The sequence below is a fragment of the Sulfuricystis thermophila genome, from assembly GCF_004323595.1.
Classification (GTDB): Bacteria; Pseudomonadota; Gammaproteobacteria; order Burkholderiales; family Rhodocyclaceae; genus Sulfuricystis; species Sulfuricystis thermophila.
The window spans coordinates 1,953,837-1,976,876 of record NZ_AP019373.1 but is presented as its reverse complement, the minus strand read 5'-3'; the positions used below and the strand labels follow the sequence as shown (position 1 = coordinate 1,976,876).

Sequence of the window (23,040 nt, the reverse complement as noted above, 5' to 3'; positions counted from 1 at the left end):
ATTCCCAGGGGGTGCCTGAGCGATCCGGCACCCTTTCTCGTTTCTGGAGCCAACACATGCCGGTCATTACCCTGCCCGATGGTTCGCAACGCAGCTTTGTTGAGCCGCCCACCGTGGCCGAGGTGGCCGCGTCGATCGGTGCGGGTCTGGCCAAGGCCGCGCTGGCCGGCAAGGTCGACGGCAAGCTGGTCGATACCTCGTATCGCATCGACCATGATGCCCGGCTTGCCATCGTCACCGACAAAGACCCGGAAGGCGTCGAGATCCTCCGTCACTCGACCGCGCATCTGCTCGCCTATGCGTTGAAGGAGCTGATCCCCGAAGCGCAGGTGACGATCGGCCCGGTGATCGAAAACGGCTTCTACTACGACTTCGCCTGCCGGCCGCTGACGCCCGAAGACCTCGTGGCGATCGAAAAGCGCATGACCGAGCTGGCGAAGAAGGATTTTCCCGTCACGCGCGAGGTCTGGCCGCGCGACAAGGCGGTCGAGTTCTTCAAGTCGATCGGCGAGCACTACAAGGCCGAGCTGATCGCGGCGATTCCGCCAGGCGAGGAGGTGTCGCTCTACCGCGAGGGTGATTTCGTCGACCTGTGCCGCGGCCCGCACGTGCCGTCGACCGGCAAGCTCAAACACTTCAAACTGATGAAGGTGGCGGGCGCCTACTGGCGGGGGGACGCAAAGAACGAGCAGCTGCAGCGCGTCTACGGCACGGCCTGGGCGACGAAGCAGGAGCTCGACGCCTATCTGACGATGCTCGAAGAGGCCGAAAAGCGCGATCATCGCAAGCTCGGCCAACAGCTCGATCTGTTCCATTTCCAGGAGGAAGCGCCGGGTGCGGTGTTCTGGCATCCGCATGGCTGGCGGCTGTTCCAAGATCTGATCAGCTACATGCGCGCGCGCCAGGAAGCCGCCGGCTATGTCGAGGTCAATACGCCGGACGTGATGGACCGCAGTCTCTGGGAAGTCTCCGGTCACTGGTTCAACTACCGCGAGCACATGTTTACGACGCAGACCGAGGATGAGCGCGTGTTCGCCCTGAAGCCGATGAACTGCCCGGGCAGCATGCTGCTCTTCAAGCAGGGCGTGAAAAGCTACCGCGATCTGCCGCTGCGCATGGCCGAATTCGGCAAGGTGCATCGTTACGAGCCTTCCGGCGCGCTGCATGGCCTGTTGCGCGTGCGCCATTTCACCCAGGACGACGCCCACATCTTCTGCACCGAAGAGCAGATGGAGCAGGAATGCAAGGATGTGGTCGCGCTGATCCTCGACATCTATAAGGACTTCGGCTTCACCGACGTGCGCATCAAGCTCTCGACCCGGCCCGAGAAGCGCATCGGTTCGGACGAGACCTGGGACAAGCTCGAGGCGGCGCTGTCGAACGCGCTCGAACACATGGACATGCGCTATGAGCTGTTTCCCGGCGAAGGCGCGTTCTATGGTCCGAAGCTGGAATTCGTGCTGCGCGATGCGATCGGCCGCGACTGGCAGTGCGGCACCTTGCAGGTCGACATGAATCTGCCGGAGCGCTTCGACATCCACTACGTGGCCGCCGACAACACGCATCGCCGGCCGGTGATGCTGCATCGCGCGCTGTTCGGTTCGCTGGAGCGCTTCGCCGGCATCCTCATCGAGCACCATGCCGGCGCCCTGCCGCTGTGGCTCTCGCCGGTGCAGGCGGTGGTGATGAACATCTCCGAAGGGCAGGCGGACTATGCCGCGAATGTGGCGCAAAAGCTGCGGGATGCGGGCTTGCGCGTCGAATGCGATTTGCGCGGTGAAAAAATCAACTATAAAATCCGCGAACACAGTTTGTTGAAGCGGCCGTACCTCGTCGTCGTCGGCGACAAGGAAAGGGCTGCCGGGTTGGTCGCCTTGCGTGCTCGAGGCAATCAGGATCTCGGGCAGATGTCTCTTGATCAGTTGATTGACCGTCTGCAGCGGGAAATCCGCAGCAAGGGCGAGGCGGCCTGATTTTTTGTTTTTGTAGGAGACTCGCACCATCGCCCAGGAAAAGACGCAGCGCGTCAACGAAGAAATCACAGTCCCCGAAATCCGTTTGATCGGGGTCGACGGTGAGCAGCTTGGCATCGTGTCCGTTCGTCAGGCGCTGCAAATGGCGGAAGAGGCGGGCGTCGACCTGGTCGAAATCGCGCCGATGGCCACCCCGCCGGTCTGTCGCCTGATGGATTACGGCAAGTTCAAGTATCAGGAAGCGAAGCGCGCCGCCGAGGCCAAGAAGAAGCAGAAGATCGTCGAGGTCAAGGAAGTCAAGTTCCGTCCCGGAACCGACGAGAACGACTACCAGATCAAGATGCGCAACGTCATCAAGTTTCTCGGCGAGGGCGACAAGGCGAAGATCACCTTGCGCTTTCGTGGCCGCGAGATGGCGCACCAGGAGATCGGCATGCGCGTGCTGGAACGCATCCGTAACGAACTCGCCGACCGGGCCGTGGTGGAGCAGTTTCCGAAGATGGAAGGGCGTCAGTTGATCATGGTGCTGGCGCCGTCGAAGAAGCAGGCGAAACCCGCCAAGGAAGTGGCGGCGCCAGTGCAGAAGTAGCTAGGTTTTTTTAGAAGCGGTCGTGGGTCGTCGAAGCGTTCCCGGGTCGGGAGCCACCCAGCGCCGTGTCACAAAAGGAGATCTTCGATGCCGAAGATGAAGACGAAGAGTGGTGCCGCCAAGCGCTTCAAGGTGCGCGGCTCGGGTAGCATCAAGCGCGCCTGCGCGTTCAAGCGCCACATCCTCACCAAGAAATCCACCAAGGTGAAGCGCCAGCTGCGCGGCATGCAGACCGTGCACGAGTCGGACGTCAAAGCCGTCCGCGCCATGTTGCCGAACGCTTAAGGAGACGACACCATGCCAAGAGTCAAACGCGGTGTGACGGCGCGCGCGCGCCACAAGAAAATCCTCGACGCGGCCAAGGGCTATCGCGGTCGCCGCAAGAACGTCTATCGCATCGCCAAAGAAGCGGTGATGAAGGCGGGGCAGTATCAATATCGTGACCGCCGCCAGAGAAAGCGTCAGTTCCGCGCCCTGTGGATCGCCCGCATCAATGCCGGAGCGCGCGAGCTGGGCATGAAGTACAGCACGCTGATGAACGGTCTCAAGAAGGCGTCGATCGAGATCGACCGCAAGGTGCTCGCCGATCTGGCCGTGTTCGACAAGCCGGCCTTCGCCGCCCTGGCGAACCAGGCCAAGGCGCACCTCGGCAGCTGATCGCAACCAGGACGGAAAAGGGAGGTCCTCGGTTGCCACGGGGCCTCCCTTTTTTCTGATCGGCATGGACAATCTGGAACAACTCGTCGCCCAAGCCACAGCCGCCTTTGCGGCAGCGGACGAACTGGCGCGCCTCGAAGATGTCAAAGCGGCCTACCTCGGCAAGGAGGGCACACTGACCGCGCTGCTCAAGGGCCTGGGCAAATTGCCGCCTGAAGAGCGCAAAAGCGCCGGTGCGGCGATCAACGCCGCGAAGACGCAGATCGAAGCAGCACTCAACGCTCGGCGCGAGGCGCTCAAAGAGGCACAGCTCGCGGCGCAGCTCGAAGCCACGGCACTCGACGTCACCCTGCCCGGACGCGGTCTGCCGCGCGGCACCTTGCATCCGGTGATGCGCACGCTCGAACGCATCGAGCAGCTGTTCCGCTCGATCGGCTTCGAAGTCGCCGACGGTCCCGAGATCGAAACCGACTGGCACAATTTCACGGCGCTGAACACGCCCGAGAACCATCCGGCGCGTTCGATGCACGACACGTTTTACCTGCTCGACGATGCCGGCCGCGTGCGCGAGGACGTGCTGCTGCGCACCCACACCAGCCCGGTGCAGATCCGCACGATGCTCGCTCATGTCGAGAAACACAAGCATCTCGATGTCATGCCGGAAATCCGCGTCATCTGCCCCGGCCGTGTCTATCGCGTCGATTCCGATGCCACCCATTCGCCGATGTTTCATCAGGTCGAGGGCTTGTGGGTGGGCGAACAGGTCAGCTTCGCCGATCTCAAGGGCGTCGTTGCCGATTTCCTGCGGCGCTTTTTCGAGAGCGACGCACTCGAGGTGCGCTTTCGGCCGTCTTTCTTTCCTTTCACCGAGCCCTCGGCGGAAATCGACGTCGCCTTCATGAGCGGGCCGATGAAAGGTCGCTGGCTCGAGATCGCCGGCTGCGGCATGGTCCATCCCAACGTGCTGCGCGCCGGCGGCATCGATCCGGAGAAATACACCGGCTTCGCCTTCGGCATGGGCCCGGATCGCCTGACCATGCTGCGCTATGGTATCGACGATCTGCGCCTGTTCTTCGAGGGCGATCTGCGCTTCCTCAGTCAATTCCAATAAGCCATGCAATTCCCCGAATCCTGGCTGCGCGCCCTCGTCGATCCGCCGCTGTCGACCACGGAGCTGTGTAATCTGTTGACGATGGCCGGCCTCGAGGTCGAGGAGTGCCGTCCTGCCAGCGCCGAGTTTTCGCAGGTCGTCGTCGCACGCATCCTGAGCGCCGAGAAACATCCCGATGCCGACCGGCTGAAGCTGTGCCGTGTCGATGCCGGTCAGCATGGCGTGCTGCAGATCGTCTGCGGTGCCCCGAACGCCGCCGCCGGCCTGGTCGTTCCCTGTGCGCTGGTCGGCGCCAAGCTGCCGGGCCTCGAGATCAAGAAGGCCAAGGTGCGCGGCATCGAGAGTTTCGGCATGCTCTGTTCAAAGCGCGAGCTGGGGCTTGCCGACGATCACGGCGGCCTCATGGTGCTGCCCGAGGCTGCGCCGATCGGCGAGGATCTGCGCGAATATCTGAACCTCGACGACACGCTGATCACCCTGAAGCTCACGCCCAACCGCGCCGACTGTCTGTCGCTGGTCGGCATCGCGCGCGAAGTGGCGGCGCTGACCGGCGCGCCGCTCTCTTTGCCGGTCAGCGAACCGATCGCGCCGGTGCATGACGAGCGCCGCCGCGTCGTGCTCGATGCGCCGGCAGCCTGCCCACGTTATTGCGGGCGCATCGTGCGGGGTGTGGATGCCAAGGCGCCGACGCCCGAGTGGATGAAGCAGCGCATCGAGCGCTGCGGCGTGCGCTCGATTTCCGCCCTCGTCGACATCACCAACTATGTGATGCTCGAACTCGGCCAGCCGCTGCATGCCTTCGACGATGCCGAGCTTTCCGGCGCGATCCATGTGCGCTACCCACGGCCCAGCGAGCAATTGCTGCTGCTCAATGGCCAGACCGTGACACCGAGCGCGGAAACGGCGCTGATCGCCGACGACGAGAAAGCGCTCGCCCTGGCCGGCATCATGGGCGGCGAGCATTCCGGCATCCGTGAGTCGACCACCGACCTGTTCCTCGAATCCGCCTTCTTCACTCCCGCGGCGATCGCCGGCAAGGCGCGTGCGCTGGGCTTTTCCACCGATGCCTCCTATCGCTACGAGCGTGGTGTCGATTTCGAACTGCAGCGCAAGGCGATCGAACGGGCAACACAGCTGATCGTCGCGATCTGCGGCGGACATCCCGGTCCCATCGTCGAGGCCGTGGCGCCCGAGCAGCTGCCGACGCGCCCGCCGGTGGTGCTGCGCATGCCGCGCGTCGCCCAGGTGCTCGGCGTCGACCTGGGCGATTCACGGATCGAGGCGCTGATACGCGGCTTGGGTTTTCCTTTCGAACGTCGGGGCGACGTGCTGACCGTCTCGCCACCGTCCTGGCGTTTCGACATCGCGATCGAGGAAGACCTGATCGAGGAAATCGCCCGCCTGCACGGCTATGACAACATCCCCGCGCCGCCGCCGCAGGCGCGCTTAGCGATGTTGCCGCTGCCCGAGACACGGCGCACGCCGATGCAGGTGCGGCGCCTGCTTGCCGAACGCGGTTACCACGAAGTCGTCACCTACAGCTTCGTGCCGGCGGAATGGGAGGCCGATTTCGCCGCCAACGCTCAGCCCGTGCGCTTGGCCAATCCGATCGCCAGCCAGATGGGGGTGATGCGCTCGAGTCTCATCGGCGGCCTCGTCGGCGTGCTGGCCGGCAATCTCAAGCGCCAGATCGAACGCGTGCGCGTCTTCGAGCTCGGCCGCGTCTTCTTTGCCGATGCGCAGGCGGAAACCGGTTACCGGCAGCCGCAGCGATTGGCCTTCCTCGCCGCCGGGCCCGTGGTGCCGGAGCAATGGGGGGTGCCGCGCAGAGAGGTCGATTTCTACGACGTCAAGGGCGATCTCGAAGCCCTCTGCGCCCCGCGCCGGCTGCAATTCGTCCGCAGCGACCATCCGGCGCTGCATCCGGGCCGCAGCAGCCGTGTGCTACTCGATGGCCGCGAAGTCGGCGTGCTCGGCGAACTCCATCCGCGCTGGGTGCAGCGTTATGAACTCGGCCGTCCGCCCGTGCTGTGCGAAATCGAACTCGAATTGCTGCTCGAGGCGCCGCTGCCGAGTTACGCCGAGGTTTCGCGCTTCCCGGCGGTGCAGCGCGACATCGCGCTGGTCGTGCCGCAAAGCTGCGCGGCCGATGAGCTCACCGCTGCACTCTGGAGCGCAGCCGGCGACAGCGTGCGCGAAATCCGGCTGTTCGATGTCTATCAGGGCAAGGGCATCGCGGTGGGGTGCAAGAGCCTTGCCTTCCGCATCTTGATGCAAGATACTCGCAGGACACTGTCGGACAGCGAGGCCGATCAGGTCATCGACCGCTTGCTGGCGGCAGCGCGAGAACGTTGCGGCGCCGTGTTGCGCAGCTAGACTATCGCCGCTATCGTGGCGTCCTACGTTCACTCAGGGGAGAAACACGCAATGACGATGACGAAGGCGGAGCTGGCAGACCTGCTGTTCGAAAAGGTCGGCCTGAACAAGCGTGAAGCGAAGGACATGGTCGAAGCCTTCTTCGAGGAAGTCCGCACCGCGCTCGAACAGGGCGAAGGCGTCAAGCTGTCCGGTTTCGGCAACTTCCAGCTGCGCGACAAGCCGCAGCGACCGGGCCGCAACCCGAAGACGGGCGAGGAAATTCCGATCAGTGCGCGGCGTGTCGTCACTTTTCACGCCAGCCACAAGCTGAAGTCCATCGTCGAGGCGGCCACCCATGGCAACGCCCGCCCGGCCCAAGGCTGAGCTGCCGCCGATTCCGGCGAAGCGCTACTTCACCATCGGTGAAGTCAGCGAATTGTGTGGCGTCAAGCCGCATGTGCTGCGCTACTGGGAGCAGGAGTTCACCCAGCTCAAACCGGTGAAAAGGCGCGGCAACCGGCGCTATTACCAGCATCACGAAGTGCTGCTGGTGCGGCGCATCCGTCAGTTGCTCTACGAAGAAGGCTTCACGATCAGCGGCGCCCGCAACCGCCTCGACGAGAGCGGCGACAAGACGGCAGCGCCCCATGCCGTGCCAAAGGCGGAAAGTTTTTCGTTGCGTGCCGAACTGCTCGGCATCATCGAGCTGCTGCGCGTCTGATTGCGCTATAATCCGCGGCCAGTCGGGGCGTAGCGCAGCCTGGTAGCGCACTTGCATGGGGTGCAAGGGGTCGCGAGTTCGAATCCCGCCGCCCCGACCAATAGATTTACGAAAGGCCAGCCGCAAGGCTGGCCTTTGCGTTTTCAGTGGCCGAGGATCTTGGAAAGGAACAGTTGCGCGCGTTCCGAGCGCGGCGTGCCGAAGAAGGCTTCCTTGCTGGTGTCCTCGATGATGCGGCCCTGATCCATGAAGATCACGCGGTGGGCGACCTTGCGCGCGAAACCCATCTCATGGGTGACCACCATCATGGTCATGCCTTCGGTGGCCAGTTCGACCATCACATCGAGCACCTCATTGATCATTTCCGGATCGAGCGCCGAGGTCGGCTCGTCGAACAGCATGCAGATCGGGTCCATCGCCAGCGCGCGGGCGATCGCGACGCGCTGCTGCTGGCCGCCGGAAAGCTGGCCGGGATATTTCGCGGCCTGCGAGCGCAGGCCGACCCGGTCGAGCAGCTTGAGGCCACGCTCGCGGGCTTCATCGCGGCTGCGGCCGAGCACCTTGACCTGACCGATTTCCAGATTCTCGGTGATGGTCAGATGCGGAAACAGTTCGAAGTGCTGGAACACCATGCCGACATGCGCGCGCAGCTTGGAAAGATTGGTCTTGGGGTCGCCGACGGAGATGCCATTGACGATCACCTCGCCCTGTTGGAATGATTCGAGGCCATTCACGCACTTGATCAGCGTCGACTTGCCCGAGCCGGAAGGGCCACAGACGACAACCACCTCGCCCTTTTCGATCTTGGTGCTGCAGTCGGTGAGCACCTGGAATTGGCCGTACCACTTGCTGACGTTGCGAATTTCGATCATAGGGGTCACCGGATGATGGAGATGCGGACCTGCAGGCGCTTGACCAGGGTCGACAGAGAGAAGCTGATGACGAAATACAGCAGCGCCGCCACGAGGTAGGTTTCGACCGGACGGTTGAAATTCTTGCCGACCAGCTCGAAGCCTTTGAGCAGGTCGTAGGCGCCAATCGCGTAGACGAGGGAGGTATCCTGGAACAGGATGATGGTCTGGGTCAGCAGCACCGGCAGCATGTTACGGAATGCCTGCGGCAGCACGACGAGGCGCATCGTTTGTCCGTAGGTCATGCCAAGCGCATAACCGGCGAAGATTTGGCCGCGCGGGATGCTCTGGATGCCAGCGCGCATGATTTCGGAATAGTAGGCGGCCTCGAACAGCGTGAAGGTGATCAGCGCCGACATCTCGGCGCCCAGTGGCCGGCCGGTGATCAGCGGGATGAGCAGAAAGAACCAGAGGATGACCATCACCAGCGGAATGCTGCGCATGGTATTGACGTAGGCGGCCGCGGGCATCACCAGCCAGGAGCGTCCGGACAGGCGCATCAGCGCTAGCAGGGTGCCAAGGATGATGCCGCCGACCATGGCGACGAAGGTCAGTTGCAGCGAGAACAGGAAACCCTTGACGACATAGGCGGAGAGCACTTCCGTAGTCAGGAAGCTGAAATCGAGATTGAGCATCACCGGTTCCCCCCGATCATGCCGGGGATCTGCACGCGCGCCTCGATCGCGTGCAGCACGCGGTTGATGGCGAAGGCGGAAACGAAGTAGAGCGCAGTGACGGCTAGATAGATTTCGATGCCGCGCGAGGTCTCCTCCTACGCCTGCAGGGCGAACATGGTGAGCTCGGAAATGCTCACCGCGAAGGCGACCGACGAGTTCTTGATGATGTTCATCGACTCGCTGGTCAGCGGCGGGATGATGATGCGGAAAGCCACTGGTAGCAGCACATACCGGTAGGTCTGCGGCAGTGTGAAACCGAGTGCCAGCCCCGCCATGCGCTGGCCGCGCGAGAGCGACTGGATGCCGGCGCGCACCTGCTCGGAGATACGCGCCGAGGTAAACAGCCCCAGCCCCATCACGACCAGCAGGAAGCTGGGTACTGCGCGCAAAGGGGGAATCAGCGCGGGCAGCACGTGATACCAGAGGAAGATCTGCACCAGGAGCGGGATGTTGCGGAACAACTCCGTCCACGCGGTGCCGAAAAGCACCAGGCCGCGGTGCGGCGTGGTGCGCAGAATCCCCATCAGCGAACCGAACAACAGCGCCACCAGCAGGGCGAGCAGCGAGACGGACAGCGTCCATCCCCAGGCGGAGAGCATCCAGTCGAGATAGGTGATCTCGCCGCCGCTGCCGAAGCAGCGCGGCATCACCTCACCGTCGAGGGTATTTTTGCAAAAGACCTGCCATTCCCAGTTCAAGCGCACCCCCTGTCATCTCCCCATCAATGGAAAAGGCGCGGGGCAAGCGGATGCCTCGCGCCTTTTGCGGCCGAACTTATTTCTTGGCGTACTCTTCCATCGGCTTGTCGTTGGGGTTGGCCCAGGCGGCCTTGGTGGCCTCGGAGGCGGGCAGACCGATCGGCTTGTTGGCCGGCGGAATCGGCTGCATGAAGTACTTGTCGTAGATTTTGGCGATCTCGCCGGACTTCATCAGCGCCTTCAGGCTGTCGTCGACGGCTTTCTTGAAGGCCGGATCGTCCTTGCGCATCATGATCGCGATCGGCTCGACGGAAAGCACCTCGCTGAGGAACTTGAAGTCGGCCGGGTTCTTCGATTTGGCGATGTTGCCGGCGAGGATCTGGCCGTCCATCACGAAGGCGTCGGCGCGGCCACCATCGAGCAGCAGGAAGCTGTCGGCGTGATCCTTGCCATACACCTCCTTGAAGTCGATGCCATGGGCACGTTCGTGCTTGCGCAGATGCTGCACCGAGGTCGTGCCGGTCGTCGTGGCCACCGTGCGGCCGTTCAGGTCGGCCAGCGAATTGATGCCCGAATCGGCCTTGACGGCGACGCGCACTTCTTCGACATAGGTGGTGACGGCGAAGGCGACGTCCTTCTGGCGCGCCATATTGTTGGTGGTCGAGCCGCACTCGATGTCGATGGTGCCGTTTTGCATCAGCGGAATGCGGTTTTGCGAGGTGACCGGCTGGTATTTGATTTCCAGCTTCGGCAGTCCGAGCTGCTTCTGGATGTCGTGCAGGGCGCGTTCGCACAGCTCGACGTGGAAACCGGCGAACTTGCCGTCGCCGACGGTGAAGGACAATCCGCCGGAGGATTCGCGCACGCCCATCGTGACACTGCCGGTGGATTTGATCTTGGCAAGCGTGTCGGCCGCGGCGGGTTGGGCAAAGGCGAGGGCGGCGGCGAGGGTTAAACCGAGCGTAAGGGTTCTTTTCATTGTCGGAGTCTCCTGAAAAAGGAATCGGGAAGGCAAACTATACGCCTGCCGCGACGCCATTGTGATCTTCCTGCTGCTGTAGCGCCCACATCTGGGCATAGGCACCGCCGCGCTCGAGCAGGTCGCGGTGGGTGCCGCGCTCGACGATCCGTCCAGCATCGAGCACGACGATTTCGTCGGCGTTCATCACCGTCGACAGCCGGTGGGCGATGATCAGCGTGGTGCGTCCGATGGCCGCCTGATCGAGTTCGGCCTGGATGGCTTTTTCCGTTTTGGAGTCGAGCGCGGAGGTCGCCTCGTCGAAGATCAGGATCGGTGGGTTCTTCAACAGCGCGCGGGCGATCGCGACACGCTGTTTTTCGCCGCCCGAGAGCTTGAGACCACGCTCGCCGACGCGCGTGGCGTAGCCATCGGGCAGCCGCTCGATGAACTCGGCCAGGTGCGCAGCGCGCGCGGCTGCCCGCACTTCCTCGAAGCTGGCGGTCGGCCGACCGTAGCGGATGTTGTATTCGATCGTATCGTTGAACAGCACCGTGTCCTGCGGCACGATGCCGATCGCGGCGCGCAAGCTGGCCTGGGTCAGCTGGCGGATGTCGTGACCATTGATGCGAATCGCGCCGCCGCCGACATCGTAGAAGCGGAACAACAGCCGCGCCAGCGTGCTCTTGCCCGAGCCGCTGTGGCCGACGACGGCCAGCGTGCGGCCGGCGGGGATCTCGAAGCTGACATCGTGGAGGATCGGCCGGCGCGGCTCATAGGCGAAGCTGACGTTCTCGAAGCGTACCGTACAAGGGCCGGGTTCGAGCGCGCGCGCATCCGGGGCGTCCTGGATTTCGCGGTTTTCTTTCAGCAGCGCGAACATGCGCTCGATGTCGGTGAGCGACTGGCGGATTTCTCGATACAGCACGCCGAGGAAGTTGAGCGGGATGTAGAGCTGGATCAGGAAGGCATTCACCAGCACGATGTCGCCGACGGTCATGCTGCCGTCCATCACGCCGACCGCGGCGCGCCACATCATCAATGTCACGCCGACGGCGATGATCAGCGACTGGCCGAGGTTCAGATAGGAGAGCGAAACCTGGCTCTTGATCTGGGCGGCCTCCCACTTCTGCATCTGCTGGTCGTAGCGCGCCTTTTCCCAGGCTTCGTTGTTGAAGTACTTGACGGTCTCGTAATTGAGCAGGCTGTCGATGGCGCGCGTGTTGGCGGCCGAATCGAGCTCGTTGACCTCGCGTCTGAGATGCACGCGCCAGTTCGACACCATGATCGTGAACACGACATAGACGACCAGCGTGGCAAAGGCGATCAGCGCGAAACTCGATTCGTAACGCACGGCGAGGATGCCGAGCACCAGCGCGACTTCGACGATCGTCGGCAGCACCGAGAAGATCGTGTAACTGATCAGCGTGCCGATCGCGCGCGTGCCACGTTCGATATCGCGCGTCAGCCCGCCGGTCTGGCGTTCGAGGTGGAAGCGCAGCGACAGCGCGTGCAAATGCTCGAACACCTGCAAGGCGATGGTGCGCACTGCGCGCTGGGTGACGCGGATAAACAATAGTTCGCGCAGCTCGGTGAACAACGCGACGCCGAAACGCAGCACGCCATAGGCGGCGATCAAGCCGAGCGGCGCGATCAGGAAAGCCTGCGCCGGTTTGGCCGGCGCGAAGCCGTCGACGATGTCTTTGAAAACGATCGGCACCGCGACGTTGGCGAGCTTGGCGCCGACCAGGCAGACGAGCGCGAACAGCACGCGGCCACGCCATTGCCAGAGGTAGGGAAAGAGGGTTTTGATGGTTTGCCAGTCGTGGCGTTCCGCCGGGGGCGGGGCCGGCAGGGCGATATCACGGCGCATGCGCGGATTCTATCAGCGCAGCGATGGGCCGCAGCCCAACGCAGGCGCGGTATGATTCGGCCATGAGCGGACTTCCGGATACGGTCGGAGACGGTGGCGAACTAGTGCTGCGGGTGATGCCGCTGCCGCGCGACGTCAATGCGGCGGGCGATGTGTTCGGCGGCTGGGTGATGGCGCAGGTCGATATCGCCGGTGCGATTCCGGCGATGCGCCGCGCGCGCGGCCGCATCGCGACCGTGGCGGTCAATTCCTTCCTGTTCAAGCAGCCGATCTCCGTCGGCGATGTCGTGAGTTTCTACGCCAAGATCGTCAAGACCGGGCGGACCTCGATCACGGTCGATGTGCAGGTATTCGCCGAGCGCAACCCCGCCCAGCCGGTGGTCGTCAAGGTGACCGAGGCCACCCTGACCTATGTGTGCCTCAATGCCGACGGCAGCAAGCGGGAAGTGCCGCCGGCCGAGTAAAGGCGCAGGCGTTCAGTGCGTGGCGGCGACTTCGGGGTGCCGTCCCGCCAGCGCCGACTTTTCGAAGCGAGTCGGCGCCCGGCGGGACGTCGTCGATTCTGCCAGCGCCGACTTTTCGAAGCGAGTCGGTGCCCGGCGGGACGTCGTCGATTCTGCCAGCGCCGACTTTTGCGCCGCCAGCAGGGCTTCCTGTTCCTCGAAAGCGTCGATCTCCGGCTGGATGATGGTGCGGGTGACTTTCGACCGCTCGGGCGTGACTTTGAACTGGCGCGGTTGCAGGACGTCGATCAGGGAGATGCGGGTGCGGTTCATTGCCTATCCTTTCAAACTGCGGAAGAAACGATCCGACCCGTTCCAGGTGAGAGGGTTCCCTGCCGCGAAAACGTAATTTGTAACCAAATATGAGTGGCAATATCGGGATTTCAACCGAGCCCAGAGCATGGAAATCGATTTGATCGAATGGCGTGAGGTGCTGCTTCTGTTCGTGGGGCTGGCGCTCGGTTACCTGTTTTCGCTGCTGTTCCGTCGCCGGCAGGCGGCAAGGGGTGACCAGGCCGGTACCGCGAAAGCCACGGAGAATGAAGGGGATAGCGCGTCGGTGGCGAGCTTTGGTCAGCAACTCGCCGAGCAGCTCGCACGCTACGATCTTGAGCTCGAAGTGAGCAAGTTACGCGAAGATGTAGCAAAATTGCGCGAAGAAGTTGCCGAATTGCGCGCAGCCCGCAATGTCTCGCCGCAGTATGCCGAAGCGCTCGGCCTGGCCCGGCGCGGTTTGAGTGCGCAGCAGATCGCCGACCGGATGGGTATTTCGCTCGCCGAGGCAGAGCTGGTGCATGCCTTGAGCCGCGGCGAGGAGCTTTTCAAGGAACCCGGTTTCGACGAGCTGGACAGGCCGCCGCGATGAGTCTCCTGTCGCTTGGCTCGCCTGCCACGATAATGCGCTTTTTTATGGAGTGAACATGGCCCGCCAGATCATCAGCACCCCCCATGCCCCCGCCGCCATCGGCACCTATTCCCAAGCCGTGAAGGTCGGCGACACCGTCTATCTTTCCGGCCAGATCGGTCTCGACCCAACCACGATGCAGCTGGTCGAGGGCATCGACGCGCAGATCGTGCGCGTCTTCGAGAATCTCAAGGCTGTCGCCGAGGCGGCCGGAGCGTCGCTCGATGCCGCGGTGAAGGTCAATATCTATCTCACCGATCTCGTCCATTTCGCCAAGGTCAATGAGACGATGGCGAAGTATTTCCAGCAGCCCTATCCGGCGCGTGCGGCGGTCGGCGTCAAGGAATTACCGCGCGGCGCGCTCATCGAAGCGGATGCCGTCCTCGCGCTTGGCTGAAAAAATTCCCGGGGCGACCCCGCTCGTCGCCGACAAGCTCGAGGCGCTCGGCCTTCATCGCCAGGTCGATCTCGTCTTGCACCTGCCGCTCAGGTTCGAGGACGAGACGCGCGTCACGCCGATCGCCGCCGCCGTGCCGGGCGAGACGGCCCAGTTCGAGGCGATGGTCGTCTCGAGCGAGATCGGCTACCGCCCACGTCGCCAGCTCGTCTGCCGTGTCGCCGACGATTCGGGCACGCTGGTATTGCGTTTCCTGAATTTCTATCCGAGCCAGCAAAAGGCGCTGCAGCCGGGGGCGAAGCTGCGCATCTTCGGCGAAGTGCGCGGCGGCTTCTGGGGCAGCGAGATCATCCATCCGCGTTTGCGCGTCCTCCACGGCGACGAACCCTTGCCGACGGCATTGACGCCCGTCTATCCCACCACCGCCGGGCTGACCCAGGCCACGCTGCGTCGGCTGATCGCGCGCGCGCTCGCTGAGGCCGATTTGTCCGAAACCCTGCCCGATGCACTGTTGGCGCGGCTTTCTCTGCCGGGCTTTGCCGCCAGCGTGCGCGCATTGCATGCGCCGCCGGCGGGGCTCGATGCCGCGGCGCTGGCGAACTGGCAACAGCCATTCTGGCGGCGCATCGCCTTCGACGAGCTGTTGGCCCAGCAGCTTTCCTTGCGTCAGGCCTATGCGGCGCGACGCGCGCGCGGCGCGCCGGTGCTCGCCGGCGACGGCCGCTGGACGGACGCCTTGCTCGCCAGACTGCCGTTTCGGCTCACTGCGGCGCAACAGCGCGTCTGGCGCGAGATCGAGCGCGATTTGGCCCAGCCACATCCGATGCAGCGCCTGTTGCAGGGCGACGTCGGCAGCGGCAAGACGGTGATCGCGGCGCTGGCTGGCTTGCGCGCCGTTGAATCAGGCTATCAGGCCGCGCTGATGGCGCCGACCGAAATCCTCGCCGAGCAGCACTGGCGCAAGCTTTCCGATTGGCTGGCTCCGCTGGGCATCGAAGTCGCCTGGCTTTCCGGCAGCCAGAAGAAAAAGGACAAGCAGGCGATCATCGCCAAAGTCTCTGCTTTCGAGACGGCACTCGTCGTCGGTACGCATGCGCTGATCGAAGAAGGCGTCGAATTCGCCCGGTTGGGACTGGCGATCGTCGATGAGCAGCATCGCTTCGGCGTGCGCCAGCGCCTGGCGCTCCAGCAAAAAGGGGTCGAGGCGCACCAGCTGGCGATGTCGGCCACGCCGATCCCGCGCACGCTGGCGATGAGCTATTACGCCGATCTCGACGTTTCGGTGATCGACGAGCTACCGCCGGGCAGGACGCCCGTGCTCACCAAGCTGGTGAGCGCGGCGCGGCGGCACGAGATCATCGAGCGGGTGCGCGCCCTGTGCCGCGCCGGACGGCAAGTCTATTGGGTCTGCCCGTTGATCGAGGAATCCGAGGCACTGCAGTTGCAGACCGCGCAGGAGACCTTCGCCCACCTGTCGAGCGAATTGCCCGAGCTGTCGATCGGCCTCGTGCATGGGCGTCTCAAGCCGGACGAGAAAGCCGCGGTGATGGAAGGTTTCGTCAGGAACGAGATTCAGCTGCTCGTCGCCACGACGGTGATCGAGGTCGGTGTCGATGTGCCGAACGCGAGCCTCATGGTGATCGAGCATGCCGAGCGCTTCGGTCTGGCGCAATTGCACCAGTTGCGCGGGCGGGTCGGCCGTGGCGCTGCGGAATCCGCCTGCATCCTGCTCTTCGAGCAACCGCTGTCGGAGACGGCGCGGCAGCGGCTCAAGATCATCTACGAAAACCACGACGGCTTCGAGATCGCCCGCCAGGATCTGCATCTGCGCGGGCCGGGGGAGTTCATCGGCGCGCGCCAGAGCGGCCTGCCGCTGCTGCGCTTCGCCGACCTCGAAGACACGGCGCTCGTCGAGGCCGCGCGTACGGCCGCCGAGGAGCTGCTCGCCCACTGGCCGACTCACGCCGAACGGCATCTGGCGCGCTGGCTGGCCGGGCGCGCCGAATTGCTCAAGGCATAGGCAGGCGCCGAATCTGCGGCGTTTCCGTAGAATCCGGAACATGACAACCCTCTCCCTCATCAAGGAACGCCTCGACCAATACGAGAAGCTGATGCGGCTCGACAAGCCGATCGGCATCCTGCTGTTGTTGTGGCCGACACTGTGGGCGGTGTGGATCGCCTCGGGCGGGCGGCCGCATTGGGTGTTCCTCGCCATCTTCGTGCTCGGCACGGTGCTGATGCGCTCGGCCGGCTGCGTGATCAATGATTATGCCGATCGCGAGTTCGATCCGCATGTCGAGCGCACGAAAGCCCGACCGCTGGCCGCCGGCACCGTCACGGTGCGCGAAGCCTTCGTGCTGGCCGGTTTTCTCGTCCTTTGCGCCTTCCTGCTGATCCTGCCGATCCTCACCCCGCTGTTGTTCGGTCTCGCGGTGGCCGCATTGTTCCTCGCGGCAAGCTATCCCTTCACCAAGCGCTTCTTCGCCATCCCGCAAGCCTATCTCGGCGTGGCCTTCGGTTTCGGCATCCCGATGGCCTTTGCCGCGATCGCAGGGGAGGTGCCAGCGTTTGCCTGGCAGATGCTCGCGGCCAACATCTTCTGGGCGATCGCCTACGACACCGAATACGCGCTGGTCGATATCGAGGACGACAAGAAGATCGGCATCAAGACCTCGGCGCTGACCTTTGGCCGTTTCGCTGTCTCGGCGATCATGTTCTGTTACGCGGCGGCCTTGCTGATCCTCGCCTCCATCGGCGTCTCGCTGCGTTTTGGCTGGCTGTATTTCGCCGGCCTCGGCGTCGCGGCCGCCATCGCGCTCTACCACTACACGCTGATCAGGGAGCGCGAGCGCATGAAGTGCTTCAAGGCTTTTCTGCACAACAACTGGTTCGGCGCCGCGATCTTCGCCGGCATCGTCCTCGATTACTGGATCGCCCCATGAATGCTGCCCAGGATCTGCGCGAATTCATCCGCCGTCTCGAAGCATGCGGCGAGCTGAAACGCATCGCCACAGCCGTCGATCCACGGCTCGAAATCACCGAGATCGCCGACCGCGTGCTGCGCGCCGGCGGACCGGCACTGTTGTTCGAACGGCCGAAGACGGGCGAAATGCCGGTGCTGGCCAATCTTTTCGGCACGCCGCAGCGCGTCGCGCTGGGCATGGGCGAGGAGGGCGATTGGCAGACCGCGCTGCGCGAAGTCGGCCGGCTGCTCGCCTATCTCAAGGAACCCGAGCCGCCGAAGGGCTTCAAGGATGCCTGGGAAAAGCTGCCGATCCTGAAGCAGGTGCTCAACATGGCGCCGAAGAGGGTGCGCTCCGCGCCCTGTCAGGAAATCGTCTGGGAGGGGAAAGAGGTCGATCTGTCGCGCCTGCCGGTGATGACCTGCTGGCCAGGCGATGTCGCGCCCCTGATCACCTGGGGGCTGACCGTGACGCGCGGGCCGAACAAGCTGCGCCAAAACCTGGGCATCTACCGCCAGCAGGTGATCGCCCCAAATAAGGTGATCATGCGCTGGCTCGCCCACCGTGGTGGTGCGCTCGACTTCCGCGACCATTGCCTCAAGCATCCGGGAGAGCCCTTCCCGGTCGCCGTGGTGCTGGGCTGCGACCCGGCGACGATTCTTGGTGCCGTGACGCCGGTGCCGGACACGCTCTCCGAATACCAGTTTGCGGGCCTGCTGCGCGGCGGCAAGACGGAACTCGCGAAGTGCCTCGGCAATGATCTCGATGTGCCGGCGCGTGCCGAGATCGTGCTCGAAGGCGTGATCCATCCGGGCGAGATGGCCCTGGAAGGACCCTTTGGCGATCACACGGGGTATTACAACGAGCAGGCCGAGTTCCCGGTGTTTACGATCGAGCGCATCACGATGCGGCGCGAGCCGATCTATCACTCCACCTACACCGGCAAGCCGCCGGACGAGCCGGCGATGCTGGGCGTGGCTTTGAACGAAGTGTTCGTGCCGCTCTTGCAAAAGCAGTTTCCGGAAATCAGCGACTTCTATCTGCCGCCCGAGGGCTGCTCCTACCGGCTGGCGGTGGTGAGCCTCAAGAAGGCCTATCCGGGCCACGCCAAGCGCGTGATGTTTGGCGTCTGGAGTTTCCTGCGCCAGTTCATGTACACCAAGTTCATCATCGTCGTCGATGACGACATCGACATCCGCTCATGGCCCGAAGTGATCTGGGCGCTGACGACGAGGGTGGATGCCGCGCGCGATACGCTGATCGCCGAGCACACGCCGATCGACTATCTCGATTTCGCCTCGCCGGTCGCGGGCCTGGGCAGCAAGATGGGCATCGACGCGACGAACAAATGGCCGGGCGAGACCAACCGCGAGTGGGGACGGCCAATCGTCATGGATGCCGCCGTCAAGCGGCGCGTCGACGAACTGTGGAATCAACTGGGACTATGAAAGGACGCGTATGGCCGACTACGATCAGCAGGGTGAACTCATCAACAGCGGCAATCTCGACGGCCAGCGCGCCTGGTGCCACATCATGTATGGCCTGCATGCGCTCTCTGCGCTCTCGGGCATCCTCACTTCGGCGTCGATCGCCGGCGCCTTCGTCTTCGGCTGGCCGTCGATCATCGCCGTGATCATCAACTACGTCACGCGCGGCAACGTGCGCGGCACCTGGCTCGAATCACACTGGCGCTGGCAGTTGCGCACTTTTTGGTTCGCTGCGCTGTGGCTGCTCGTCGCCGGCTTGCTGGCCTTCACGCTGATCGGCATCCCGGCTGCGATCATGGTGATCGTCGTCACCGGCCTCTGGGTGCTCTATCGCGTGATCCGCGGCTGGCTGGCGCTCGTCGATCGGCGCGCGCTGCCGCTGCCCGAGAGCTTGTGAAAAATTCTGCTGCGCTTGCCATCTTGGTGTCGGGCGGTGCTCGCCATCCTTGTATCTTTCTGAATCATGTTAAAAGTCGCTGTTGAGACGCTGTGGAGCTTGTGGGCAGCCGCCGGCCTGTGGGCAAGCGGTGGGCAACGCGAAGCGTTGTCCATGGCTTGCCCACGGGGGAGCGCGGCTTCGCGCTCAGGCGGGAACCGGCGCAGCCGGCTGTCCACAAATCCACAGCGTCCGCCGTTTCGGGCGCGGCGACGCAGCCTGTTTATCCTCTGGGCCAATCAGCCCGTACATGAGCCGATGGCGCGCCGTCGCGACCGTTCCTTTGGAGCCCGAACAGTTGTTGGACCCAAGATCGCATTTGCAAGGATGGGAGAAGAGGAGCGTGCCTGAACCAATCGTCGTCGGTATCGACATCGCCAAGCAAACCTTCGACGCCGCCATCGGTGTGGGCGGCAGCATCGCAACCTTCGCTAACGACGAGGACGGTCATGACGCACTGTTGGCCAAGCTGGCGGGGCAAACGGTGGAGCTCATCGTCATGGAAGCCACCGGCGGTCTGGAGCGCGATCTGGCTTGCGCCCTGCAGGCCGCCGGCTTCCCCGTGGCCGTCGTCAACCCCCGCCAGGCGCGGGATTTCGCCAAGGCCATGGGCTATCTCGCCAAGACCGACCGCATCGATGCCAAGGCCTTGGCCGAACTCGCCCAGGTCTTGTCTCGGCATCCACAGCGGGCGCGCTTCGTCAGCGTCTTGCCAACGCCCGAACAGCAGGCCTTGCAGGCACTGGTGGCCCGCCGCCGGCAACTGGTTGCCATGCGTGTGGCCGAACAGCAGCGCCTGTCGATCAGCCATGCCGCCGCCAGAAAAAGCATCGAGGCCATGATCGAAGCCATTCGCGCCCAGCTCGACGAGATTGAGGCGCAGCTTGCGAAACACATCGAGACCCATCACGCCGATCTGGCCAGGCAGCTGGCGAGTGTCCGCGGCATCGGCCCGACCACCACCGCCAGCCTGATCGCCGAGCTGCCAGAACTGGGGCGGCTGTCGCGCAGGGAAATTAGCGCCCTGATCGGTGTGGCGCCCTTCAACCGTGATTCCGGCCAGATGCGCGGCAAGCGCGCCATCTTCGGCGGACGCGCACAGGTGCGCCGTATCCTCTACATGGCGGCATTGGTCGCCATCCGCTTCAACGCCGCGATCAAGCGTTTCTACAACCGCCTCATCGCCGCCGGCAAACCCAAGAAGGTCGCCATCGTCGCTTGCATGCGCAAGCTCCTGACCATCCTCAATGCAATGGCCAGAACCGGAAAAGCCTGGGACGATTCTCTTCATCCCGCTTGACTCGAAAGACAGTTGCTCATGTATTTCCATATACATTCCGGTGGCTGCGCTCCGGCCTCCCCCAACCTGGCTGCGCTCGCGACGAATTTTTTCACAAGCTCTGACCACGCCAGACCCAGTCGAGCAAGGCGTCGAAGGCCGGCTGCGCCGCGCCGGCGTTCGGATGATTGACCATGAAGACGACGATCCAGCGCTTACCCGCGCGGTCGAGGAGATAGCCGGCAATGCCGCGCACGCCATCGAGCGAGCCGGTCTTCAGGTGCGCCTGGCCGGCATAGGCGACGCCGTTGTAGCGCTTCTTCGTCGTGCCATCGACGGCGACGATCGGCAGCGAGGCGACCAATTCCGGCATGATCGGACTTTTCCAGACGGCGGCCAGCAATTGGGCGAGATGTTCGGCGCAAATGCGCGCCTCGCGCGAGAGCCCCGCGCCATTGTCGAGCACCAGTTCGGGGAAATCGAGCCCTTTTCCGGCCAGCCATTCGCGCACGGCCGCTTCGGCCTGTGCCGTCTCGCCAGCGCCGAGTTTCAGGTAGAGCTGCCGCGCCATCACGTTGTTCGAGAACTTGTTGATGTCACGCACCAGCGAGGCTACCGGCGGCGATTCGCTGGCGGCGAGGAGGGTGGCATGGGCAGGCGTGGCGCCGTCGCGCCAGCGGCCGGAGAACCCGCCGCCCAGCTCGCGCCACAGACGTGTGAAGACGCCGGCCAACAACTCTTCGTTCGGCAGGCCGGCCAGATGCCAGCGCTTTTCGCCGCAGGCGCGCGGATAGTCGCCGGCGAGGGTCAACTGCCGGGCGGAAATCGTGGCCGTCAGTGCCTCGCGCCATTCGCCGGGGCATCGCCTGGCCTCCACGGCGCGCAGCCGATTGACGAGGGTGAAGTCCGCCGGCTGAGGTTCGGCCAGCACACGCACCCCGCCGTTTTCCGGGATCAGCGTCAAGGTCATGGCGGCGAAGTTGAACAGCAGCGCATCCGGGCCGACGTTGTATGGGCGCAGTGGCTGGCCATCGAAGGCGGCCGGATCGTGATCGACCGGCGCGAAGGCCGTGCGGTCGAGCACCAGCTCGCCGCGAATCTCCTTGAGACCCCGGCCGCGCAGTTCCCGCAGCAACAGCCACAGGCGATCATGGGTGAGCTTGGGATCGCCGCTGCCGCGCAAGTAGAGGTTGCCGGCGAGCACGCCTGCCGCATCCGGCGGAGCGTCGGCCAACACCTCGGTGCGGAAGGTGAAGGCGGGGCCGAGCCGCTCGAGTGCGGCGCTGGTAGTGAAGAGCTTCATCAACGAAGCCGGGTTCAGCGGCTGACGGGCATTGACGGCCAGCCGCGGCCGCCTGGCATCCGCCTCCTGCACGACGATACCGACCACACGCGAGGGAATCTCCGCGGCTTTCAATGCAGCGGCCACCGCGGTAGGCAGCCGCGAATCGGCCTCAGCCTCGATCGCAGGCGTGAGCAACAGCCAGCCGGAAATGAGAGAGAGGAGTAAGCGTGGCATCAGATCACGATGAAATGACGCGCAGTTTCGAAGCGTTCCAGGGCGCGGCGCACGTCCGCGTGGTCGAGACTCGCGAGCAACACTACCCACTGGCGCGGATCGCGGCTGGTGAGCCGGGCGAAACGCAGCACGTCGCCGGCGGCGCCGCCATCGCGGATGATGCCGGTGCGATCGACGCACAGCTCGATCGGCTCCAGACGCAACAGGGTTTCGGGCTGTTCCAGCGCCGCCGTCAAAGTTTCCAGCAGCCGCTGCGGCTGCAGCGCATCGCAGGTGGCCGCCAGCCGCTCCTGCAGGCTCTCGATCGTGCGGCCATGGATGTTGTGTCCGGCACGCGCCTGCGCCGAGGCGAAGGCCTTTTCCTGATCGAGTCCAGCCCGTTCCGCACGCACATCCTCGACATGTTCGGCGATCGCGTTGATCATGCCGTCGAACAGGGTGTCGGCTAGACGCAAACGCGCAGCCGCCTCGTCCGGCGCCGGCTCGGCGAGCGTGTGGTCGCTGAAATACAGCGTCTTTTGCGGCACGTCGGTGCGCACCATCTCGCCCTCCAACTGCGCGCCGAAACCGGCTTTTTCGTGCAGACGCATGCCGAGCAACGCGCAACAGCGGCCCGTGCCGAGCGCCATCTGGGGAAAGTGCTCGCGCACGCATTGGCTGGTGGCGAACATCTGGTCGATCGCATCGGCGCTGGCGAACAGGGCATGGACGAGCGGATCGCTGCCGAAGGCGGCGCGGCTGATCTCAAAAGGGCCGGGAATCTGCGCGGCGATGTCACGGCAATGGGCGAGGGCGCGCACAACCGCCGGTGCCAGCTTGTGCTCGTACCCCTTGATCTGTTTGATCAAGGGGTCGATCGCCAGCGCGGCCTGGTCGATTTTCGCCTGCAGCGGGGCATCGATCGCAGGTCGAGGCTTGAGCCAGTCGAAAAGTCCCATGGGGAAATTATCGTCCCAAAAAGTTCCTGCACGTCTTGAAAACCCCGTGCCGCGTCATTATTATTAGCACTCGTTGGCGCCGAGTGCT

The 23,040-nt window shown here is 64.0% G+C and carries 24 protein-coding genes and 1 tRNA gene; 17 read left to right on the top strand and 8 right to left on the bottom strand.

Annotation, left to right across the window (positions count from 1 at the left end; genetic code table 11):
• The first annotated feature begins 56 nt into the window (after positions 1-56).
• From thrS to M52SOB_RS09975, 9 genes are all read left to right on the top strand, one after another.
• The gene (gene thrS, locus M52SOB_RS10015) at positions 57-1,973 is read left to right on the top strand and encodes a threonine--tRNA ligase (protein ID WP_131111672.1); all 1,917 of its coding nucleotides are present in this window, start codon (positions 57-59) and stop codon (positions 1,971-1,973) included.
• Between the two features lie 28 nt (positions 1,974-2,001).
• The gene (infC, locus tag M52SOB_RS10010; protein WP_131111671.1) at positions 2,002-2,562 is read left to right on the top strand and encodes a translation initiation factor IF-3; all 561 of its coding nucleotides are present in this window, start codon (positions 2,002-2,004) and stop codon (positions 2,560-2,562) included.
• Positions 2,563-2,649: 87 nt separating this feature from the next.
• Entirely contained in the window at positions 2,650-2,847 is a 198-nt protein-coding gene (rpmI, locus tag M52SOB_RS10005; RefSeq protein WP_126446267.1) for a 50S ribosomal protein L35, read from the top strand.
• A 12-nt stretch (positions 2,848-2,859) separates the two neighbouring features.
• Positions 2,860-3,219, top strand: a complete 360-nt coding sequence (gene rplT, locus M52SOB_RS10000; RefSeq protein ID WP_131111670.1) for a 50S ribosomal protein L20 — start codon at positions 2,860-2,862, stop codon at positions 3,217-3,219.
• Between the two features lie 64 nt (positions 3,220-3,283).
• Positions 3,284-4,330, top strand: a complete 1,047-nt coding sequence (gene pheS / locus M52SOB_RS09995; protein WP_131111669.1) for a phenylalanine--tRNA ligase subunit alpha — start codon at positions 3,284-3,286, stop codon at positions 4,328-4,330.
• 3 nt (positions 4,331-4,333) lie between these two features.
• Positions 4,334-6,706, top strand: coding sequence for a phenylalanine--tRNA ligase subunit beta (gene pheT, locus M52SOB_RS09990; RefSeq protein WP_131111668.1), 2,373 nt, complete (start codon positions 4,334-4,336; stop codon positions 6,704-6,706).
• A 51-nt stretch (positions 6,707-6,757) separates the two neighbouring features.
• Positions 6,758-7,072: an integration host factor subunit alpha gene (locus M52SOB_RS09985; RefSeq protein WP_131111667.1), complete on the top strand. Its 315-nt coding sequence runs from the start codon at positions 6,758-6,760 to the stop codon at positions 7,070-7,072.
• Positions 7,044-7,409 carry a MerR family transcriptional regulator gene (locus M52SOB_RS09980; protein WP_131111666.1) on the top strand — a complete coding sequence of 122 codons (366 nt, stop codon included), beginning with the start codon at positions 7,044-7,046 and terminating at the stop codon, positions 7,407-7,409. The genes M52SOB_RS09985 and M52SOB_RS09980 overlap by 29 nt, the downstream gene beginning before the upstream one ends.
• 23 nt (positions 7,410-7,432) lie before the next feature.
• A tRNA-Pro gene (locus tag M52SOB_RS09975) sits at positions 7,433-7,509 on the top strand.
• 43 nt (positions 7,510-7,552) lie between these two features.
• Here the strand turns inward: M52SOB_RS09975 and M52SOB_RS09970 are convergent.
• The 5 genes from M52SOB_RS09970 to M52SOB_RS09950 form a co-directional block, all read right to left on the bottom strand.
• Positions 7,553-8,281, bottom strand: coding sequence for an amino acid ABC transporter ATP-binding protein (locus tag M52SOB_RS09970; protein WP_131111665.1), 729 nt, complete (start codon positions 8,279-8,281; stop codon positions 7,553-7,555).
• A gap of 5 nt (positions 8,282-8,286) precedes the next feature.
• Entirely contained in the window at positions 8,287-8,955 is a 669-nt protein-coding gene (locus M52SOB_RS09965) for an amino acid ABC transporter permease (RefSeq protein ID WP_131111664.1), read from the bottom strand.
• Between the two features lie 137 nt (positions 8,956-9,092).
• A complete protein-coding gene (locus M52SOB_RS09960; RefSeq protein WP_284155069.1) occupies positions 9,093-9,695 on the bottom strand; it encodes an amino acid ABC transporter permease in 603 nt (200 codons plus the stop codon).
• Between the two features lie 76 nt (positions 9,696-9,771).
• Positions 9,772-10,674 (bottom strand): amino acid ABC transporter substrate-binding protein, encoded by a 903-nt coding sequence (locus M52SOB_RS09955; protein ID WP_131111663.1) that lies wholly within the window; start codon positions 10,672-10,674, stop codon positions 9,772-9,774.
• Positions 10,675-10,711: 37 nt separating this feature from the next.
• Entirely contained in the window at positions 10,712-12,526 is a 1,815-nt protein-coding gene (locus M52SOB_RS09950) for an ABCB family ABC transporter ATP-binding protein/permease (RefSeq protein ID WP_131111662.1), read from the bottom strand.
• Positions 12,527-12,588: 62 nt separating this feature from the next.
• Here M52SOB_RS09950 and M52SOB_RS09945 point away from each other — a divergent pair, with 62 nt between their 5' ends.
• Entirely contained in the window at positions 12,589-12,990 is a 402-nt protein-coding gene (locus M52SOB_RS09945; protein WP_131111661.1) for an acyl-CoA thioesterase, read from the top strand.
• A gap of 12 nt (positions 12,991-13,002) precedes the next feature.
• Here the strand turns inward: M52SOB_RS09945 and M52SOB_RS09940 are convergent, their stop codons facing one another.
• Positions 13,003-13,302, bottom strand: a complete 300-nt coding sequence (locus tag M52SOB_RS09940) for a hypothetical protein (protein ID WP_131111660.1) — start codon at positions 13,300-13,302, stop codon at positions 13,003-13,005.
• 139 nt (positions 13,303-13,441) lie between these two features.
• Between M52SOB_RS09940 and M52SOB_RS09935 the strand changes: the two genes are divergently transcribed.
• From M52SOB_RS09935 to M52SOB_RS09905, 7 genes are all read left to right on the top strand, one after another.
• Entirely contained in the window at positions 13,442-13,894 is a 453-nt protein-coding gene (locus M52SOB_RS09935) for a DUF2802 domain-containing protein (protein ID WP_172601809.1), read from the top strand.
• A 55-nt stretch (positions 13,895-13,949) separates the two neighbouring features.
• Positions 13,950-14,330: a RidA family protein gene (locus M52SOB_RS09930; protein ID WP_131111658.1), complete on the top strand. Its 381-nt coding sequence runs from the start codon at positions 13,950-13,952 to the stop codon at positions 14,328-14,330.
• The gene (recG, locus tag M52SOB_RS09925; protein ID WP_284155068.1) at positions 14,308-16,350 is read left to right on the top strand and encodes an ATP-dependent DNA helicase RecG; all 2,043 of its coding nucleotides are present in this window, start codon (positions 14,308-14,310) and stop codon (positions 16,348-16,350) included. Before M52SOB_RS09930 ends, recG begins: the two co-directional genes overlap by 23 nt.
• A gap of 40 nt (positions 16,351-16,390) precedes the next feature.
• Complete coding sequence (gene ubiA, locus M52SOB_RS09920; RefSeq protein WP_131111656.1) at positions 16,391-17,272, top strand: 4-hydroxybenzoate octaprenyltransferase; 882 nt, start codon at positions 16,391-16,393, stop codon at positions 17,270-17,272.
• Positions 17,269-18,741 carry a 4-hydroxy-3-polyprenylbenzoate decarboxylase gene (ubiD, locus tag M52SOB_RS09915; RefSeq protein ID WP_131111655.1) on the top strand — a complete coding sequence of 491 codons (1,473 nt, stop codon included), beginning with the start codon at positions 17,269-17,271 and terminating at the stop codon, positions 18,739-18,741. Before ubiA ends, ubiD begins: the two co-directional genes overlap by 4 nt.
• A 10-nt stretch (positions 18,742-18,751) precedes the next feature.
• Complete coding sequence (locus M52SOB_RS09910; protein ID WP_131111654.1) at positions 18,752-19,177, top strand: DUF4870 family protein; 426 nt, start codon at positions 18,752-18,754, stop codon at positions 19,175-19,177.
• A gap of 358 nt (positions 19,178-19,535) precedes the next feature.
• Positions 19,536-20,516, top strand: a complete 981-nt coding sequence (locus M52SOB_RS09905) for an IS110 family RNA-guided transposase (RefSeq protein ID WP_431306336.1) — start codon at positions 19,536-19,538, stop codon at positions 20,514-20,516.
• Between the two features lie 91 nt (positions 20,517-20,607).
• Here M52SOB_RS09905 and dacB read toward each other — a convergent pair whose 3' ends face one another.
• Together dacB and M52SOB_RS09895 are read right to left on the bottom strand one after the other, a co-directional pair.
• Positions 20,608-22,014 carry a D-alanyl-D-alanine carboxypeptidase/D-alanyl-D-alanine endopeptidase gene (dacB, locus tag M52SOB_RS09900; protein ID WP_131111652.1) on the bottom strand — a complete coding sequence of 469 codons (1,407 nt, stop codon included), beginning with the start codon at positions 22,012-22,014 and terminating at the stop codon, positions 20,608-20,610.
• The gene (locus M52SOB_RS09895) at positions 22,014-22,952 is read right to left on the bottom strand and encodes a hypothetical protein (RefSeq protein ID WP_131111651.1); all 939 of its coding nucleotides are present in this window, start codon (positions 22,950-22,952) and stop codon (positions 22,014-22,016) included. Before M52SOB_RS09895 ends, dacB begins: the two co-directional genes overlap by 1 nt.
• Positions 22,953-23,040 lie beyond the last annotated feature (88 nt).